Annotated in this window: 13 protein-coding genes, 1 tRNA gene and 1 pseudogene; 2 read left to right on the forward strand and 13 right to left on the reverse strand. The window is 44.0% G+C overall.

What is annotated here, in order from left to right:
• From RTR63_RS04500 to RTR63_RS04550, 11 genes are all read right to left on the reverse strand, one after another.
• Positions 1–933 (reverse strand): hydroxymethylglutaryl-CoA lyase, encoded by a 933-nt coding sequence (locus tag RTR63_RS04500; RefSeq protein WP_312522898.1) that lies wholly within the window; start codon positions 931–933, stop codon positions 1–3.
• Entirely contained in the window at positions 930–3,014 is a 2,085-nt protein-coding gene (locus RTR63_RS04505) for an acetyl/propionyl/methylcrotonyl-CoA carboxylase subunit alpha (RefSeq protein ID WP_312522918.1), read from the reverse strand. Before RTR63_RS04505 ends, RTR63_RS04500 begins: the two co-directional genes overlap by 4 nt.
• 50 nt (positions 3,015–3,064) lie before the next feature.
• Positions 3,065–3,826 carry a hypothetical protein gene (locus RTR63_RS04510; RefSeq protein WP_312115970.1) on the reverse strand — a complete coding sequence of 254 codons (762 nt, stop codon included), beginning with the start codon at positions 3,824–3,826 and terminating at the stop codon, positions 3,065–3,067.
• 31 nt (positions 3,827–3,857) lie between these two features.
• Positions 3,858–4,655: an enoyl-CoA hydratase/isomerase family protein gene (locus tag RTR63_RS04515; protein ID WP_312522899.1), complete on the reverse strand. Its 798-nt coding sequence runs from the start codon at positions 4,653–4,655 to the stop codon at positions 3,858–3,860.
• 102 nt (positions 4,656–4,757) lie between these two features.
• The gene (locus RTR63_RS04520; protein WP_312522901.1) at positions 4,758–6,374 is read right to left on the reverse strand and encodes a carboxyl transferase domain-containing protein; all 1,617 of its coding nucleotides are present in this window, start codon (positions 6,372–6,374) and stop codon (positions 4,758–4,760) included.
• An 88-nt stretch (positions 6,375–6,462) separates the two neighbouring features.
• Positions 6,463–8,199 (reverse strand): AMP-binding protein, encoded by a 1,737-nt coding sequence (locus RTR63_RS04525; protein WP_312522902.1) that lies wholly within the window; start codon positions 8,197–8,199, stop codon positions 6,463–6,465.
• Positions 8,200–8,641: 442 nt separating this feature from the next.
• Entirely contained in the window at positions 8,642–9,034 is a 393-nt protein-coding gene (locus RTR63_RS04530; protein ID WP_309575698.1) for a hypothetical protein, read from the reverse strand.
• Between the two features lie 32 nt (positions 9,035–9,066).
• Positions 9,067–9,432, reverse strand: a complete 366-nt coding sequence (locus RTR63_RS04535) for a SirB2 family protein (protein ID WP_076775523.1) — start codon at positions 9,430–9,432, stop codon at positions 9,067–9,069.
• Positions 9,433–9,521: 89 nt separating this feature from the next.
• A complete protein-coding gene (locus RTR63_RS04540) occupies positions 9,522–9,857 on the reverse strand; it encodes a BolA family protein (RefSeq protein ID WP_284034896.1) in 336 nt (111 codons plus the stop codon).
• 203 nt (positions 9,858–10,060) lie between these two features.
• The gene (locus RTR63_RS04545) at positions 10,061–10,516 is read right to left on the reverse strand and encodes a DUF441 domain-containing protein (RefSeq protein ID WP_007116215.1); all 456 of its coding nucleotides are present in this window, start codon (positions 10,514–10,516) and stop codon (positions 10,061–10,063) included.
• Positions 10,517–10,793: 277 nt separating this feature from the next.
• A complete protein-coding gene (locus tag RTR63_RS04550) occupies positions 10,794–11,618 on the reverse strand; it encodes a M48 family metallopeptidase (RefSeq protein ID WP_312522905.1) in 825 nt (274 codons plus the stop codon).
• A 367-nt stretch (positions 11,619–11,985) separates the two neighbouring features.
• Between RTR63_RS04550 and RTR63_RS04555 the strand changes: the two genes are divergently transcribed.
• Positions 11,986–12,061, forward strand: a tRNA-Gly gene (locus tag RTR63_RS04555).
• 276 nt (positions 12,062–12,337) lie between these two features.
• Here RTR63_RS04555 and RTR63_RS11795 read toward each other — a convergent pair.
• Together RTR63_RS11795 and RTR63_RS11800 are read right to left on the reverse strand one after the other, a co-directional pair.
• Positions 12,338–12,547 (reverse strand): annotated as a pseudogene (locus RTR63_RS11795) (transposase); the annotation flags it as partial.
• The gene (locus RTR63_RS11800) at positions 12,540–12,704 is read right to left on the reverse strand and encodes a hypothetical protein (protein WP_409034785.1); all 165 of its coding nucleotides are present in this window, start codon (positions 12,702–12,704) and stop codon (positions 12,540–12,542) included. The gene RTR63_RS11800 and the pseudogene RTR63_RS11795, both read right to left, overlap by 8 nt.
• A gap of 462 nt (positions 12,705–13,166) precedes the next feature.
• Here RTR63_RS11800 and RTR63_RS04565 point away from each other — a divergent pair, with 462 nt between their 5' ends.
• Positions 13,167–16,442, forward strand: a complete 3,276-nt coding sequence (locus RTR63_RS04565; RefSeq protein WP_312522906.1) for a helicase-related protein — start codon at positions 13,167–13,169, stop codon at positions 16,440–16,442.
• Positions 16,443–16,460: the final 18 nt, after the last annotated feature.

Here is a 16,460-nt window from a genome sequence, read left to right on the forward strand (position 1 = left end):
TTAACTGACTGTTAAAGATTTACGTTTATTTAAAATCGCTGTTGCCACCTTTGAGCCATTTTGCCTGCCCAAAAACGCGCTAATTTTTTGTCCGACATCAACCAGTTTGTCGAGGTCAATGCCCGTTTCAATACCCATGCCATGTAGCAGATATACCACATCTTCAGTGGCAACATTGCCGGTTGCGCCTTTGGCATACGGACAGCCGCCAAGCCCTGCCACCGAGGTATCAAACTGCCATACACCCATTTGTAATGCCGCTAAGGTATTGCTAAGCGCTTGACCATAGGTGTCGTGAAAATGCCCAGAGATATTGTCAATATCAATATAACGCAAGGCAGCATCCAACGCTTTTTGCACCTTGATAGGTGTGCCCACGCCGATGGTGTCTGCAATGCCAATATGTTCAGCGCCAATGGCAACGAGTTTTTCTGTCACATAGGCGACTTTATCGGGGTGAATCTTGCCTTCATACGGGCAGCCTACGGTACAAGAGATGACACCGCGCACCTTGATACCATGCGCTTTGGCGGCGTCAGCCACCGGGGCAAATCGCTCGATACTCTCAGCGATGCTACAGTTGATATTTTTTTGGCTAAAAGCTTCACTCGCTGAGCCAAAAATCACCACTTCATAATTGGCAAATTGGTCACGGTGGGCAAGGGCGGCATCAAAGCCTTTCATATTGGGTGTGAGCACCGAATATACCACGTCATCACGTTTGCTAATGCCATCTAATACGGCATCATTGTCTGCCATTTGTGGTACCCACTTTGGCGACACAAAACTGGTAGCTTCAAACTTGCGCACGCCTGCATCAATCAAGCCGTTAATCAAATCGATTTTGACGTCGCTTGGCACGGTTTGTTTTTCGTTTTGTAGTCCGTCTCTTGCGCCCACGTCGATGATTTTGACAAAATTTGGATAGTTCATGATTGGCTGCCCGTATCAAGTTTTAATAGCTCATCGCCATCGGATACCAAATCCCCTGCTTTAAACAGCAGCTCTGCCACCGTACCATCAGTAGGGGCATTAATGGTATGCTCAATTTTCATCGCTTCAATCACTGCCAAGGCTTGACCTTTTTTCACTTCATCGCCCACATTGACCCGAAACGCCACCACTTGACCTGGCATGGGCGATTTGAGGCTACCGCCATCTTGGGGCTCGATGCCCACATGCGCCATGCTATCCACCAAGGTGATGGTATCGCTGGCATGATTTGAGAACACATATACTTGCTCATTGTGTCGCCATGCCTGCATCTGTTGGCGCTTGCCGGCTGTTTCTCCGTCACTTAGCCATAGGGTAAAAGTATCATCAGCCGTGGCTAAATAACGAACATCGCCTTGATAGATGGGCGTGACAACGTCCGCGCCTTGTTTTTCCGCTTTGGCAATGGCGTTAATCGTTAGATGAAATGCTTGCCCCTGAATTTGGCTGATAACAGCCCGCAATGCCTTATCGTGATACACCAAATCAAACGGACGCTCATAATGGCTATATGCGCGCCATGCATCGGTTTTGCTAAAGGGGTCGTGGTTTTGGGTTTGCGCTTCTTGGGCAAGCTCGTTAACAATCGCGGTGGCTACCAGCCAAGGTAGCTCACCACGCTGCTGACCAAACAGTACGTCTTTTTCACGTTCAATCAATGCCGTATCAAGATTGGCATATTTGAACGAATCTGATTGCACCACGTGACGCAAAAACGCCACGTTGTTAGGCAGACCGACAATACGGGTTTCTGCCAAGGCTTGGTCTAGTTTGGCAAGCGCTTGCTCACGGGTTGGCGCATGGACGATGAGTTTGGCAATCATTGAGTCATAGTAAGGACTGATGACATCGCCTTCGCGTACCCCATCATCCACGCGCACATCTGCCACCCTAAACTCGCTGTGAGTTGGCGTGCGGTAAACGTTTAGCGTACCTGTGGCGGGCAAGAAGTTGTTGTCTGGGTTTTCAGCATTGATACGTGCTTCAATCGCATGACCGTTGATGGTCAATTCTGCTTGTTGTTTGGGTAACGGCTCGCCGCTAGCAACACGCAGTTGCCACTCGACAAGGTCAGTACCGGTAATGGCTTCGGTGACAGGGTGTTCTACTTGTAGGCGGGTGTTCATTTCCATAAAGTAGAAATTCATACCACCAAATTTATCTTCGGGTGAACACTCACGTTGCTCTACGATAAATTCAACCGTACCCGCCCCCACATAATTGACCGCTTTTGCCGCCGCGATCGCCGCCGCGCCCATCGCCTCCCGCATTGCCACGCTGACATTTGGGGCAGGGGCTTCTTCGAGCACTTTTTGGTGGCGGCGCTGTACCGAGCAATCACGCTCAAATAAATACACATAGTTGCCGTGACTGTCGCCAAAGACTTGAATTTCAATATGGCGGGGACGCAGGGCATATTTTTCAATCAATACGCTGTCATTGCCAAAGCTGCTAATGGCTTCACGTTGACATGAGCCTAAGGCGTCAATAAAGTCTTCGGTTTTTTCAACTAACCGCATGCCTTTGCCGCCGCCACCAGAGCTGGCTTTGATTAGCACAGGGTAACCAATTTTGTCGGCCTCGCTATGTAAAAATTCGGGGTCTTGGTTGGTGCCATGATACCCTGGAATGAGCGGTACATTGGCAGCTTCCATCAAGCGTTTGGACTCAGCTTTAAGCCCCATGGCAGTGATGGCAGAGGCAGGGGGGCCGATAAACACCAAACCCGCATCCACGCAAGCTTGGGCAAATTCGTCGTTTTCACTCAAAAACCCATAGCCAGGGTGAATCGCTTGTGCGCCTGTCTGCTTGGCAGCCTCCAAGATGCGCTCCCAACGCAGGTAGCTGTCTTTGGGCGCAGAACCGCCTATATAAATGGCTTCATCACACACGGCTACGTGCTTGGCAAAGCGGTCAGCGTCTGAATATACCGCAACGGTACGCACACCCAATTTTTTGGCGGTGGCTGCCACGCGGCAAGCAATCTCACCCCGATTGGCTATTAAGATTTTTGAAAACATAGTCATAATTCCCTTATTTGTAAAATCCGTTGGCAAATTCTTTTTACCGATTATCGAATATATTTTTGCGCACTAGGTTTATAAGTCATTTGGTAATTTGATTTTTTGACCTTACCCTTTTTGACGTTATGATTATCGGGATAATCATGCTCAATAGCGTTGATTTGTATGGGGTAAAAACCGTTGCTTGCCGATTTTTGGCTTAAAATTGTAAGCTTACTTTCATAAGAATCCCAACCATCACCGTTGCCTGAACAGTCGCTATCAATGGGGTCAGCCATGAAAATGGCTTTGATTTGATTGCCGACTTGGGCATAAATATGCTTATTCACTTCGGTACAACCTGTTGAAGTATAGCCATATTCGCCATACCAGCCGAATTTGTCGGGTGCAATTTGTACCAATTTAAAATTACCTAGTTGCGAACTTCCGTAAGCCCCATTCGTAATATAGGGCTGGGTTGCGGCTAATTGCCACTGGTTATTGACTTGATTAAAAATGAATAACCCGCCAATACCTTCGGTTACATGCCCTGCATCTAACCCTGGTTCTGCATAATCACCATTGACCAATACATACAGTTGGGATTTGCCATTCAATGTTTTGATTTCTGCGTTCGTTACTTTGGCACAATAATGAGTTTCATCATGAGAAAAAAATAAACAGTCATTTTGATATTGATTGCCATAGTATTTGGTTAAGGTTTGTTCAATGGCATTAACTGCATTAGTTGGCAATTTGTCTTTGGCAAAGGCAGGTGTTGCTAAAGTTGAAATAACAATCATTGTAAGTGGGAAAAATAGTTCTTTCATGGTATGCCTTTAGCTTTTTTTATCACATCAATTAATTATTTAACCAGCTTGGTTTACGTTTTTGCAAGAATGACTGTACGCCTTCTTTACCTTCGGCAGATGCGCGGATATCGGCAATGCCTGCAACAGTATCTTTGATTAACTGCTCATTAATCTCGGCATACGCCACATCTTGCACCAGTTTTTTACACACCTTGACAGCATTTGGGCTAGCGTTGACCAAGTGTTTGACCAAATTATCAAGGCTTTGTGTAAACTCTTCTTCATCCACCCGCTCATGGATAAAGCCGATTTTTTTGGCTTCTTTGGCATCAAATACTTCAGCACTTAAGAAGTACCGATGCGCGGCTCGCGCACCCATCGCGCGAATCACATACGGGCTAATGGTCGCAGGAATCAAGCCAAGTTTGACTTCGCTTAAGCAAAAATTGGCGTTTTTTACGCTAATGGCGATATCACAAGCCGCCACCAGACCCATACCACCGGCATACACATCGCCTTGAATGGCAGCGACGGTGGGTTTTGGGCAGTGGTAGATGGTGGCTAGCATTTGTGCAAGTTTGCCAGCGTCTGCCAAGTTTTCATCGTGGCTATAATCCGCCATCGCGCGCATCCAGTTCAGGTCTGCCCCGGCACAGAAGGCTTTGCCATTGGCAGTCAATACCACCGCACGCACTTCGTCTTGCTCAGCGCAAAATTGAAACACATCGGTCAGTTCTTGGATGACCTCGTCATTAAAGGCATTGCGTTTGTCTGGGCGATTGAGGGTAATGGTTGCTACGTGCTGGTCAATGTCTAACAGTAGGCTGTCATAAGTCGGTAATTTCATCGTGTTTTTCCTTTTTTTGTTGGGTAAAGTTGAAGCGTTTTTGATGCTTGCTCAAGGGTGATAGAACAAACAACCAAGACTTCTGATTTTACACGCTGAAAATTACATTCTAAATACACCGAAGGTGGTGTCTTCAATCGGTGCGTTGTAAGCGGCACTTAAGCCGAGTGCCAATACTTGACGGGTATCGGCTGGGTCAATCACGCCATCATCCCACAGTCTAGCCGAGGCATAATACGGATGACCTTGCTCATCAAATTGCTGACGCACTGGCGCTTTGAACGCTTCCTCGTCCTCGCTTGACCAGTGCTCCCCTTTGGCCTGGTATTGGCTGCGTTTGACCGTTGCTAATACCGACGCCGCTTGCTCGCCACCCATCACCGAGATACGCGCATTTGGCCACATCCACAAGAAACGTGGACTGTACGCACGACCACACATACCGTAGTTACCCGCGCCGAATGAGCCGCCGACAATCACGGTAAACTTCGGCACTTTGGCATTGGCAACCGCCATCACCATTTTGGCACCATGACGGGCAATCCCTTCATTTTCGTATTTGCGCCCCACCATAAAGCCTGTGATATTTTGCAGAAACACGAGCGGAATTTTACGTTTGCAACATAGCTCGATAAAATGGGTGGCTTTTTGCGCTGATTCGCTAAATAAAATACCGTTGTTCGCGATAATACCCACTGGCATACCTTCAATATGCGCAAAACCACACACCAGCGTCGTACCAAAGCGTGCTTTAAACTCATCAAACTCACTGCCATCGACAATGCGAGCGATAATTTCGCGGATATCAAATGGCTTACGGGTGTCAGTTGGGATGATGCCGTACAATTCTTTGGCGTCGTATTTGGGTGGACGCGGGGTTTTTTGTGCGGTAGCGTGGTGGATAGGTGTTTTTTGTTGGTTTAAATTGCCGATGATGTTGCGCGCCAGTGATAAAGCATGTAAATCGTTTTGCGCAAGGTGGTCAACCACGCCTGACAGACGGGTATGCACATCGCCACCGCCTAAATCTTCTGCGGTGACTTCCTCACCTGTGGCGGCTTTGACCAGTGGCGGTCCACCCAAAAAAATCGTCCCTTGATCTTTGACGATAATCGACTCGTCACTCATGGCGGGCACATAGGCACCACCTGCAGTACAGCTACCCATGACGACGGCGATTTGGGGTATACCTTCGGCGCTCATATTGGCTTGGTTAAAGAAAATACGACCAAAGTGGTCTTTATCTGGAAATACTTCATCTTGGTTGGGTAAGTTCGCGCCACCAGAGTCGACCAAATAGATACATGGCAAGCGGTTTTCTCGCGCGATTTCTTGCGCCCGTAAATGTTTTTTGACCGTCATCGGGTAGTAAGTGCCGCCTTTGACGGTGGCATCGTTACACACAATCATACAGTCAATACCAGCAACACGACCAATGCCAGCAATCACGCCTGCGGCAGGGATATCGGCATCATACATGCCATACGCTGCCATCGGTGAGACTTCCAAAAATGGCGTACCGGCATCTAGCAAGCGCTCGACACGCTCACGCGGCAATAGCTTACCCCGAGCCACATGTTTGGCGCGAGCAGACGCTGAACCGCCCTGAGCAATGACCGCAAGTTTGGCTTTGAGGTCATCAACGATAGTTTGCATGGCAGCGGCATTGGCTTGAAATTCCGCGCCATTTGGGCTTAATTTACTTTGGATAACCGTCATTGTAAATCCTAATTCTGTCAAAGGGTGCAGCTAAATTGCTATTAGATGCCCTCTGTATTTATGTTAAGTTTTTGCTGAAGTTGAAAATTTAGAGTCCCAATTCTTGTGTCATCGCTTCCACGATTTTGAATTTTTGAATTTTACCCGTGACGGTCATTGGGAACTCGTCGACAAACTTCATGTAAGTCGGTACTTTATAGTGTGCAATGTGATCTTTACAGAAATCACGGATGTCTTGTTCGGTTAAGTCGCTGTCTTTTTTGGGGATAATCCAAGCGGCGAGGACTTCACCAAATTTTTTGTCGGGTACGCCCACGATTTGGACGTCACGGATTTTTGGGTGGCGATATAGGTAGTTTTCGATTTCAACAGGGTAAATGTTTTCACCACCACGAATCACCATGTCTTTACTACGTCCGACGATTTTGACATAGCCTTCTTCGTCCATGGTTGCCAAGTCACCGGTATACATCCAGCCATCGACAATGGCTTCCGCCGTTTTATTGGTGTCATTCCAATAGCCGAGCATGATTGAGTAACCTTTGGTACACAGCTCACCTGTCTCACCGATGTCAAGCGTTTCACCCGTTTCTGGGTTGACGATTTTGACTTCTAGGTTAGGCTGTACCAGACCTACGGTTGAGACTTGTTTTTCAAGTGGCGTGTGCTGGTTGGTTTGACAAGATACCGGCGATGTTTCGGTCATGCCATAGGCAATGGTGAGTTCTTTCATGTGCATTTGGTCAATCACGCGGCGCATGACCTCAATCGGACAGCTTGAGCCTGCCATGATGCCGGTACGCAAAGTCGATAAGTCATAATTGGCAAAGTCTGGGTGGTCAAGCTCGGCGATAAACATGGTCGGTACCCCATGCAGACCTGTACATTGTTCTTTTTGCACGGTTTCAAGTACGGTGATGGGGTCAAAGCCATCATTGGGATACACAATCGTGCCACCGTGGGTCAAAATGGCAAGGTTGCCCAGTACCATGCCAAAGCAGTGGTAGAGCGGGACAGGGATACACAAACGGTCATCGGCAGTTAAGTTCATGGCTTCACCGATGAAATAACCGTTGTTTAAAATGTTGCGGTGGGTAAGCGTCGCGCCTTTGGGCGTGCCTGTGGTACCACTGGTAAATTGGATATTGATGGGGTTATTGGGGTTAAGTTTTTTGGCACGTTCCGCCACTGCCGGATCATCGGCATCGCCTTTGGCAATCCACGCTGAGAATTTTTGCATATAGCTAAAATCCTCAGTGGACTCTGGGCTGTCAATCCAGATGACCCGTTTGAGATTGGGTAATTGCACGAGCTCTAAATTTTGGTAGCTTTGGTGACGCGCTTCAGGTGCAAGCTCTTGAAGCATCACCGCATAGTCGCTAGATCTGAAGTGGCGCATCAAGACCAGCACTTGGCAGTCGACTTTGTTGATGGCGTATTCAAGCTCAAAGATACGATAAGCGGGGTTAATGTTGACCAGTATAATACCGGCTTTGGCAGTCGCCAATTGCATGATGACCCATTCAACGTTGTTGTGTGACCAAATACCCACGCGATCGCCTTTTTGCAGACCCATACGAATCATGCTGCTGGCTAGCTGATTGACTTTACGCTGTAGTTCGCGGTAGGTGAGACGAATGTTTTGGTGCGCGGAAATTAAGGCGTCTTTATCGGGGTTTTGTTCCACCATCTGATCAAAAAAATCACCAATGGTCAATTCTATCAGTGGCGTGACCGGTCCTTTATCATAGCTTTGGGTGAGCGGGGCGTTGGCAGATTTCGCACCCATTACGATGCGTGGCAGGGTTAGCACGTCTTTGGTCATGGTAGCATCCTTACTATCGTGTTTTTTAGCGTGTTTTTCTATCGTTTTTTTGGGGGGTTTACTAAAGGTATTGACGAAAGCTAGTGAAAACTTCGTGTTTACCTGAGTAAAAATTTTTACCCACTGATTAATACCCAAGTATTCCTTGACTTAAAGTATTGTTCTCACACGCATTTTAATTCATTTTTTTAAAATTTTTACCGTGTTTAACCATCAATATGTGTCATATTAATCAATAAATTATGGACTTGTCAATCTAAAACGAGACAATCTTTATCGAAATAAAAATTATCTTTAAGCTAAAAAAATATTCGATACATATTCAATAGGTATTCAATGACACTTACTACCCCTAAGCCAGCCACTGATTTGGTTGACCATAAAAAAACCCATCTCACTATGAAAGATGGGTTCTACACTCAACAGGATAAAATGGGATAAATTATTTTTCGCTATAGAGTTTGATGCCGGTAGCAAAGGGGCATTGTTTCAACCGAGCGGCTTGTAGCATCGCATCACGTTGTCCCATAGCAATCGATAGATTATGACGGTTGCCGCCATTGATTGAGCCTAAGCCGACACTCACGGTAGGATAAATACCATGGCGATTGCCCGATACACCAATCCCGATACCTGAAGCTTGCAAGCCCGTGCGCTGATTGGCATTGGCATCAATGTATTGATTGACGCGCGTGTATTCATTGGCAAGCGCAACACAGTCATAGCTTTGGTAATTGTTGGCGGATACGTATTCAGGGGTAGGCGTGGTCATACACCCTGTCAAACCTGCCGTGGCGGCCGTCGCTAAAAGTATTGAGCTAGCTAATTTTTTCATTATCCTACTCCCTTATGTTCACTGCTTTAGCCTTAAAATAGGTTGAGCGGTTTAACAAACGCCAGCGTCAAAATACCCATATAGGCAATAAAAGCAATCAACATACCTATTTTGGCTTGATTGGGCGTAGTCGTCTGGCGCGTGGCTTTGACAGTCGCCGAAATGGCAACAATGAGTAATACCATCTTGGCAATCAACCAGTGCGGCACTATACCTGCGCCAAACAATGGCATCGCCGTCACCGCGCCTGTTAAAATCACCAAGGCATACATCAGGTGTGCGCCGATTTTGGCAGATTTTGGCAAGCCTTGTCCTTTTGGTGCGGTAAATACCAACACGGCTTGCCACAAGAATAAGGCAATTAAAATCAATGCCATCAGCATATGTGCGTGTTTCATACATCAACCTTTTTTATAATAATATAGCGTAAATTAACTCAAGAGGTCTGTGGTTTTAGCTTATGTTGACACTCTTTTTTATCTGTATATTACCCTGCGTTTTGTCCTGCGCAATTGGGACTTTCGGGAGATTGTCCAACCGCTTGCCATTCTGCTTGTGTATAAGCATGAATTGAAAACGCGTGAATTTGCCCACCGCCTTGTGACAGTAACGCATGGATAAGTCCATATACCAACTGATGACGCTGTAACAAGCGTTTGCCTGCAAATGCCTCACTGACAATGGTCAGTTTAAAATGGGTTTCTTTGCCTTCAAAATAGCCAGCATGGCGCATCGACTCGTTTTCTAGCTGATAGACACTGGGCTGTAACGTTTGCAAACGCGCTGTCACGGCATCGGCAATCGGGGTAGCAAGTTGACTCATGTCGTCCTCGGTTCACTGATTTTATTCATCAAAAATGGGTAGTCAATGACAAACCTAACTGGTCACCACTTACCGCATTTTAGCCATTTTAGCATAGTTTTAAGGTAGCCTAATCTATCAAATTGGCTCGACTGGCAAAAATAATCTTGTGTCAATACCGCTCAAATTTTCTCTATCTTTGATGGCTCACTAGCTTCTATGGCTCACTTGGACCAATATAGCAAGGATAAAATACCCGCGGCAATTAACGGACCCACCGCCACCCCGCGAAACAATACCACCCCTGCTACTGTGCCAATCATCAGCCCCGTGACCACGTTGGGGTCAACTTTCATTAAATTCACCCCTCTTGCGCCCAGCCAAGTCACCAGCAATCCCACGGCGATGGCCAATAATGAGCGCCAACTGGCAAAAGAGGTCATCAAGGCTTTGCTACTGACTTGCTCGGAGGCGATAGGCGCAATGACCGCAATGGTGAGCAGCAAAATACCCAAGTTGAGTCCATATTGTTGAATATAAGAAAAGATAGGTTGGTTGTTGGGTAAAAATTTGATGATAATTAGCGCAGTCGCACTGACCCAAATCGTGGGATTGTGCACAAAAATACCGCAGCCCAAAATGACGAACAAGACTAGCAAATTAATATCAAGCTGATTCATGGATTTACCCTATAGCTGTGACCAAACGCTTATTATGCCACTGACAATGCCGCTGTGCTGTTGAGATAGTTAAAAAACTTCAATCAATCGGTTTTTTGACAACTTGTTAGGCTTGCTAGATAAATTGATGGGTAGGTAAATTGTTGAGTAAATTGATGGGCAATGGATTATTGTGGATAAGCAAATTTTTAATCAACCCAATATTTGTCTTACTAAATTTGCTCACTAAAAAAGCCAATATCAGCTAGATATTGGCTTATGACTTACGAAGTTAAAATTAACGGTAACGGCTTTGTTGGTACAACGGCATCACACGTGGCAATAATGATTGAATAGTGGCAATACGTGTTGAGCTCACCGGGTGGGTACTTAAAAACTGAGGTGGCTCGCCGCGACCGCCCGCACTCTGCATTTTACGCCATAGGCTAACTGCTGCATTAGGGTCGTAACCTGCCCGTGCCATCAACTCTAGCCCCATCAAATCAGCTTCCGTTTCTTGAGTACGGCTATTGGGACGGGAAATACCCAAATCCCCAGCTAAGCCTGCTAACTGCGCCTGACCTTGAGATAAACCTAATACACTTGCGGCAATACCAATCCCTGTTTGGGTCGCCACGTCACGCGATAGACGCTCACGGGTATGCTCACGCAATGCATGCGCCATCTCATGACCCATAATCGCAGCAATCTCAGCATCGGTTAGATTCAAGCGATCGATAATACCTGAGTAAAAGACAATTTTACCGCCGGGTAATACGTGTGCATTGAGCTCATTACTTTTAATGACATGCACTTCCCAAGACCATTGTCTTGCATCGCTGCGATAGGCACCTGTCTGCGCAATCAGACGCTGAGAAATTTTCTGTAAACGTGCCAACTGTGCCGGATTAGTATCAAGCAGACCTTTGGCACGGGCGGCGGCAATTTCTTGTTGAAAAGCTTGATTTGAAAGTTGTTGCACCTGCTGATCGGATACTACCAACAACTGATTACGGTCGACGCCAATCGCCCCAGTATCAGTGGTGGTCGAGCAACCGGTGACAGCTACTGCAATGACGGATGCCGCCAAACTTGGCATCATAAGTTTTTTTGAAATTTTCATCTTATCGTTATCTCCAAATACAGCAAAAAGGACCAAGAGAAATAGCAAGTTTAAACGCATTATAGCGAAGTCATTAAAAAACAATCTGCTGAGATTTGCAGTAATTGCGTAACGATAGATACATGGTGTGTTTCAGAGTGTGATAAAAAAAACTAATAATTATGGTTAGAAAGGGAAAAGGTCATACGAGAATAGACATTTAAAAAAGCTATTTCTCAATAAAACCCAGTAAAAACAGTTAAATTTAAAAAAAACGTATTTTTTTGAATTTTTTTTGCAAAAATGCTTGACGCCGTATTAAAAATCCTTATAATACGCATCCACAACGACGCAACAAACATTCAAAATTGCTAGTTGACCACCTAATGCGGGAATAGCTCAGTTGGTAGAGCACGACCTTGCCAAGGTCGGGGTCGCGAGTTCGAATCTCGTTTCCCGCTCCACTTAATCTTAAGTGATTAGCAAAAAAGCCACTTTATAGCAAAGTGGCTTTTTTATTGCTTTAAAATCAGCAAATTAGATAATCTATTTTATTTAATTAGTACTCATTTGCTGTGACCCCGTTTTGTCACTAAGGCACATAAAAAAATCTTTGTGCCATAATTGTGCCTTAAATGTGCCATGGTTATTTCTCGACCAATCCGAAATCTGACTACAACCTTGATTTTTTTATTTAGATTGGCTTAACAGGGTTGCTTTCTGATAAATAAACTATGAGCTCATTGGTCATGCTTTTCAAACTTATCTCGAAGATAAATTAAGGCATGTCCCTCATTCACTTGAGCTTGGATTATTAAGCAAGCAAGGTAAATCATCGACTTAAAATTACGAGCTAATTTCTCATATTTCGTGGCCATACTACGAAACTGCTTTAACCTTGTAAACGTATTTTCTACTAAATGTCTGAGCTTGTATAAATAACTATCCAAATTGGGATTTGGCTGTTTGGCATTCTTGCATGTTGGTACGACAGTTGTCATAAATGGATTTTTGTAGTTCGTCCACCATGGCCTTGTCCAATTGGTTTATCAAAGCCCGCCCTAGCTCCACTTGCATGCTGATGACACCGTATGTAGCTTCCGTCACGGTACGAGTGTTTGTAGTGATGTAACACCCATTCTACGTCAAGGTATGCTCTACCTGCTCCCATAGTTCATCTGTCAGTGCGATTCATGCCATTTTTTCCTATACTAAATCCTATGAATCTAGGTGTATTTGGCACTTTTTATTTGCTTTTTGAAGTGAGGATATAGCCTAGTGAAAAATAAAATTATTTACCGTAAAGCTTTAAATCAGCGTTTTAGCTACATTGGAAAGAATAATTACCTGTCGTATGTGTTTCAATTGGCTCGTATTCATGATTCGGTTGAGGAGAAAAGGCAAGTGAGTGGGAATTGGAATAATATGAGTAATTATCTAAATGAGCGCCAGTTATAAACTTATATAATTTAGAAACACGACATTAAATTTGTTTGAATTTTATATTGACTTACACCCTAAAACCTTAATAAGCTCAATAAAATCCAATTAAATAAACTCAGATTATTTATGAAACTTATCGATAACATCAATAGCACTTTGGGAATAGATATTGGCAAGAATCTTAATAATCAATCTAAACTCAAAATTGCTGCTTCCTATTTTTCAATTTACGCTTATGCGGCCTTAAAACAAGAATTAGAAAAAGTTGATTCCTTTCAATTTGTATTTACATCACCCACATTTATTACTGAAGATGTAACCGAAAAACTCAAAAAGGAAAAACGAGAGTTTATTATTCCAAAAATTGATCGTGAAAGTAGCCTATATGGTACCGAGTTTGAAATTCATCTAAAAAACCAATTATCACAAAAGGCAATCGCTAAAGAATGTGCTGATTGGATAAGACGAAAAGCGATATTTAAATCAAACACTAGTAGTGCACCTATGCAGGAATTTATTAGTATTCAACAACCCGAGACATCTCTGACATACATGCCAATTCAAGGTTTTACCCCAACAGGTTTGGGCTTTGAAAAGGGCAATGCCATATCTAACATGGTTAATTGCTTTGATGAGCAATCTACGACACAAACTTTTATCCAGCTTTTCAATCGGATTTGGCATGATCCGACCAAAGTAGAAGACGTTACTAGCCAAATCGTGCAGCATATCGAGTCTGTATATCAGGAGAATCCACCTGAACGGATTTATTTTTTAATGCTCTATAATATCTTCAAGGATTTTTTGGAGGATATCAGCACGGATGTCATACCCAATGACTTAACTGGCTACCAAGATACGGTAGTATGGAATAAGTTATTCAATTTTCAAAAAGATGCCGCTTTTGGAATTATCAATAAATTAGAAACTTATAATGGCTGTATTTTGGCAGACAGTGTCGGTCTGGGTAAAACATTCACCGCATTGGCTGTGATTAAATATTATGAGCTACGTAATAAAAGCGTATTGGTACTTTGCCCTAAGAAATTGGGGGCAAACTGGACCAACTATAATGCCAACTTAGTCACCAATATTTTTGCCAACGATCGCTTTAGTTATGATGTCCTTTATCATACTGACCTATCTCGAAACAATGGTGAAACGTTAGGGATTGATTTGGCGAAAATTAATTGGTGTAACTACGACTTAATCGTTATCGATGAATCGCATAATTTTCGTAACCGTGGTGCGTATAAGGAACGAGAATCGCGTTATGATCGTTTAATGAACAAGGTCATTCGTCAAGGAGTAAAAACCAAGGTGTTGATGTTATCAGCGACGCCTGTAAATAATCATTTTACGGATCTCAAAAATCAGCTAGCCCTGGCATACGAAGGCAATGCAGACTTTATAGAAAGTAAACTTGACACTGAGCGCGATATTGAGACTATCTTTCGTAGGGCACAAGCAAGTTTCAATACTTGGGCAAAGCTAGAACCTGAAGAACGTACAACCCAAGCAATCCTAAACTTGCTTGATTTTGACTTTTTTAAACTGCTTGATAGTGTGACAATTGCTAGATCGCGCAAACATATCCAGACATTCTATGACACTACAGCTATTGGACAGTTTCCTACGCGTCTTAAACCCCTATCATATCGCACTCCCTTATCCAATGATAAACAGGCTGTAACGCTCAACCGAATTTATGCAGAGCTGTCATTAATTAAAATGGCGGTCTATGCGCCTGTCACGTATATTTTCCCTAGCGCCTTGCGTAAATATGAGGAGATTTTTGATACTTTGGTTGAAGGAAAAGGGCGACTGAAGCAGGTTGATCGTGAGCGTAGTCTGCAAGCATTAATGACGGTCAATCTGCTTAAGCGTCTTGAAAGCTCAATCCATGCATTTAGATTAACGCTAACTTTTCTAGAGAAAAACATCAGCAATGTGATTGCGAAAATTGATGATTTTGACGCACGTGCGGCAGATGACGAAGTAAGTATTGCGCCTTTGATGGGCTATGATCAAGATGAGAACGGCGAACTGCTTAATCCAGAAGACTTAATTGGCAATAAGTTGAAAATTCATTTGGCGGATATGGATCGCTTATCTTGGCGAATGGATCTTGATGGTGATCGAGAAATCATCAAAGGGTTGTTACGGATGATTGCTACGATTGACACTAAGAATGATGCTAAGCTACAACACGTTAAAAGTCATATCATTAAGAAGCTACAGCATCCCATTAATCCCGGTAATCACAAAGTAATTATATTTACCGCCTTTGCGGATACCGCTAATTATCTATATGAAAACATTGCTCCTTTTTTATTGGAGAACTATGGATTGCATAGTGCCAAAATTACAGGCAACGATAATACGTCTACCATCAAAACCCGCGTTAAGCGTCGACAGAGCTATGATATGCAGGGCTTATTAACTTTGTTCTCACCAAAATCGAAACAAAAACAAGATATTTTTCCAGAAGAATCTCGGGAGATTGATATTCTGATTGCGACTGACTGTATTTCAGAAGGTCAGAACTTACAAGATTGTGATTATCTCATTAACTTTGATATTCACTGGAACCCGGTACGTATTATCCAGCGTTTTGGACGGGTAGACCGCATTGGTTCATCAAACAGTGTGATTCAATTGGTAAATTATTGGCCAGATATCAGTCTTGACGATTATATCAATCTAAGAGAGCGGGTGGAAAATCGCATGGTTATTGTCGATATGACCAGTACAGGGGATGATAATGTCTTAAGTGCCCAAGCTAACGATATGGCATATCGACGTGAGCAGCTGCAAAAGCTACAAAATGAGGTGCTAGACCTAGAAGACGCCAATACAGGTGTGTCTATTACAGACTTGGGGCTTAATGATTTTCGTATGGATTTATTAGGGTATTTAGAAGTGCATGAGGAACTAAAACGTCTACCGAATGGGCTGCATACCGTAGTACCCGCACAGCCAGAAATTGGCTTAGAAGCAGGCGTTATATTTACATTAAGAGCAAGAAACCCCCAGATGGCAGGTAATCAAGCCAATCGTTTGTATCCGTATTACTTGGTGTATATCAATCAAAGTGGCGATGTGGTATATGATTACACCCAAGCCAAATATCTGCTGGATGTCGCTCGTAAAGCCTGTCGTGGCATAGACCAACCCATACCAAAAGCGTATGAGTCTTTTAACCGCAAAACCGATGATGGACGAAACATGGGACAGTATTCGGCATTATTGGATATTGTGATTCATTCGATTCGGCTGCTAAAAGATGAGAAAGATATTGATAGCTTATTTTCAGGACTGTCGACGACTGCCTTGGTGGATATGGTATCTGGGCTTAATGACTTTGAACTGATTAGCTTTATTGTGATTGAAGACAATTAGACAACGATGGTTTCTTAC

Source organism: Moraxella sp. CTOTU47724, from assembly GCF_032014955.1.
GTDB classification, from domain to species: Bacteria; Pseudomonadota; Gammaproteobacteria; order Pseudomonadales; family Moraxellaceae; genus Faucicola; species Faucicola tetraodonis.

What these genes read in the sequence shown, in the direction of transcription:
- RTR63_RS04500 (WP_312522898.1), bottom strand. Translation starts at nt 933, where the DNA reads ATGAACTATCCAAATTTTGTCAAAATCATCGACGTGGGCGCAAGAGAC.
- RTR63_RS04505 (WP_312522918.1), bottom strand. Translation starts at nt 3,014, where the DNA reads ATGTTTTCAAAAATCTTAATAGCCAATCGGGGTGAGATTGCTTGCCGC.
- RTR63_RS04510 (WP_312115970.1), bottom strand. Translation starts at nt 3,826, where the DNA reads ATGAAAGAACTATTTTTCCCACTTACAATGATTGTTATTTCAACTTTA.
- RTR63_RS04515 (WP_312522899.1), bottom strand. Translation starts at nt 4,655, where the DNA reads ATGAAATTACCGACTTATGACAGCCTACTGTTAGACATTGACCAGCAC.
- RTR63_RS04520 (WP_312522901.1), bottom strand. Translation starts at nt 6,374, where the DNA reads ATGACGGTTATCCAAAGTAAATTAAGCCCAAATGGCGCGGAATTTCAA.
- RTR63_RS04525 (WP_312522902.1), bottom strand. Translation starts at nt 8,199, where the DNA reads ATGACCAAAGACGTGCTAACCCTGCCACGCATCGTAATGGGTGCGAAA.
- RTR63_RS04530 (WP_309575698.1), bottom strand. Translation starts at nt 9,034, where the DNA reads ATGAAAAAATTAGCTAGCTCAATACTTTTAGCGACGGCCGCCACGGCA.
- RTR63_RS04535 (WP_076775523.1), bottom strand. Translation starts at nt 9,432, where the DNA reads ATGAAACACGCACATATGCTGATGGCATTGATTTTAATTGCCTTATTC.
- RTR63_RS04540 (WP_284034896.1), bottom strand. Translation starts at nt 9,857, where the DNA reads ATGAGTCAACTTGCTACCCCGATTGCCGATGCCGTGACAGCGCGTTTG.
- RTR63_RS04545 (WP_007116215.1), bottom strand. Translation starts at nt 10,516, where the DNA reads ATGAATCAGCTTGATATTAATTTGCTAGTCTTGTTCGTCATTTTGGGC.
- RTR63_RS04550 (WP_312522905.1), bottom strand. Translation starts at nt 11,618, where the DNA reads ATGAAAATTTCAAAAAAACTTATGATGCCAAGTTTGGCGGCATCCGTC.
- RTR63_RS04565 (WP_312522906.1), top strand. Translation starts at nt 13,167, where the DNA reads ATGAAACTTATCGATAACATCAATAGCACTTTGGGAATAGATATTGGC.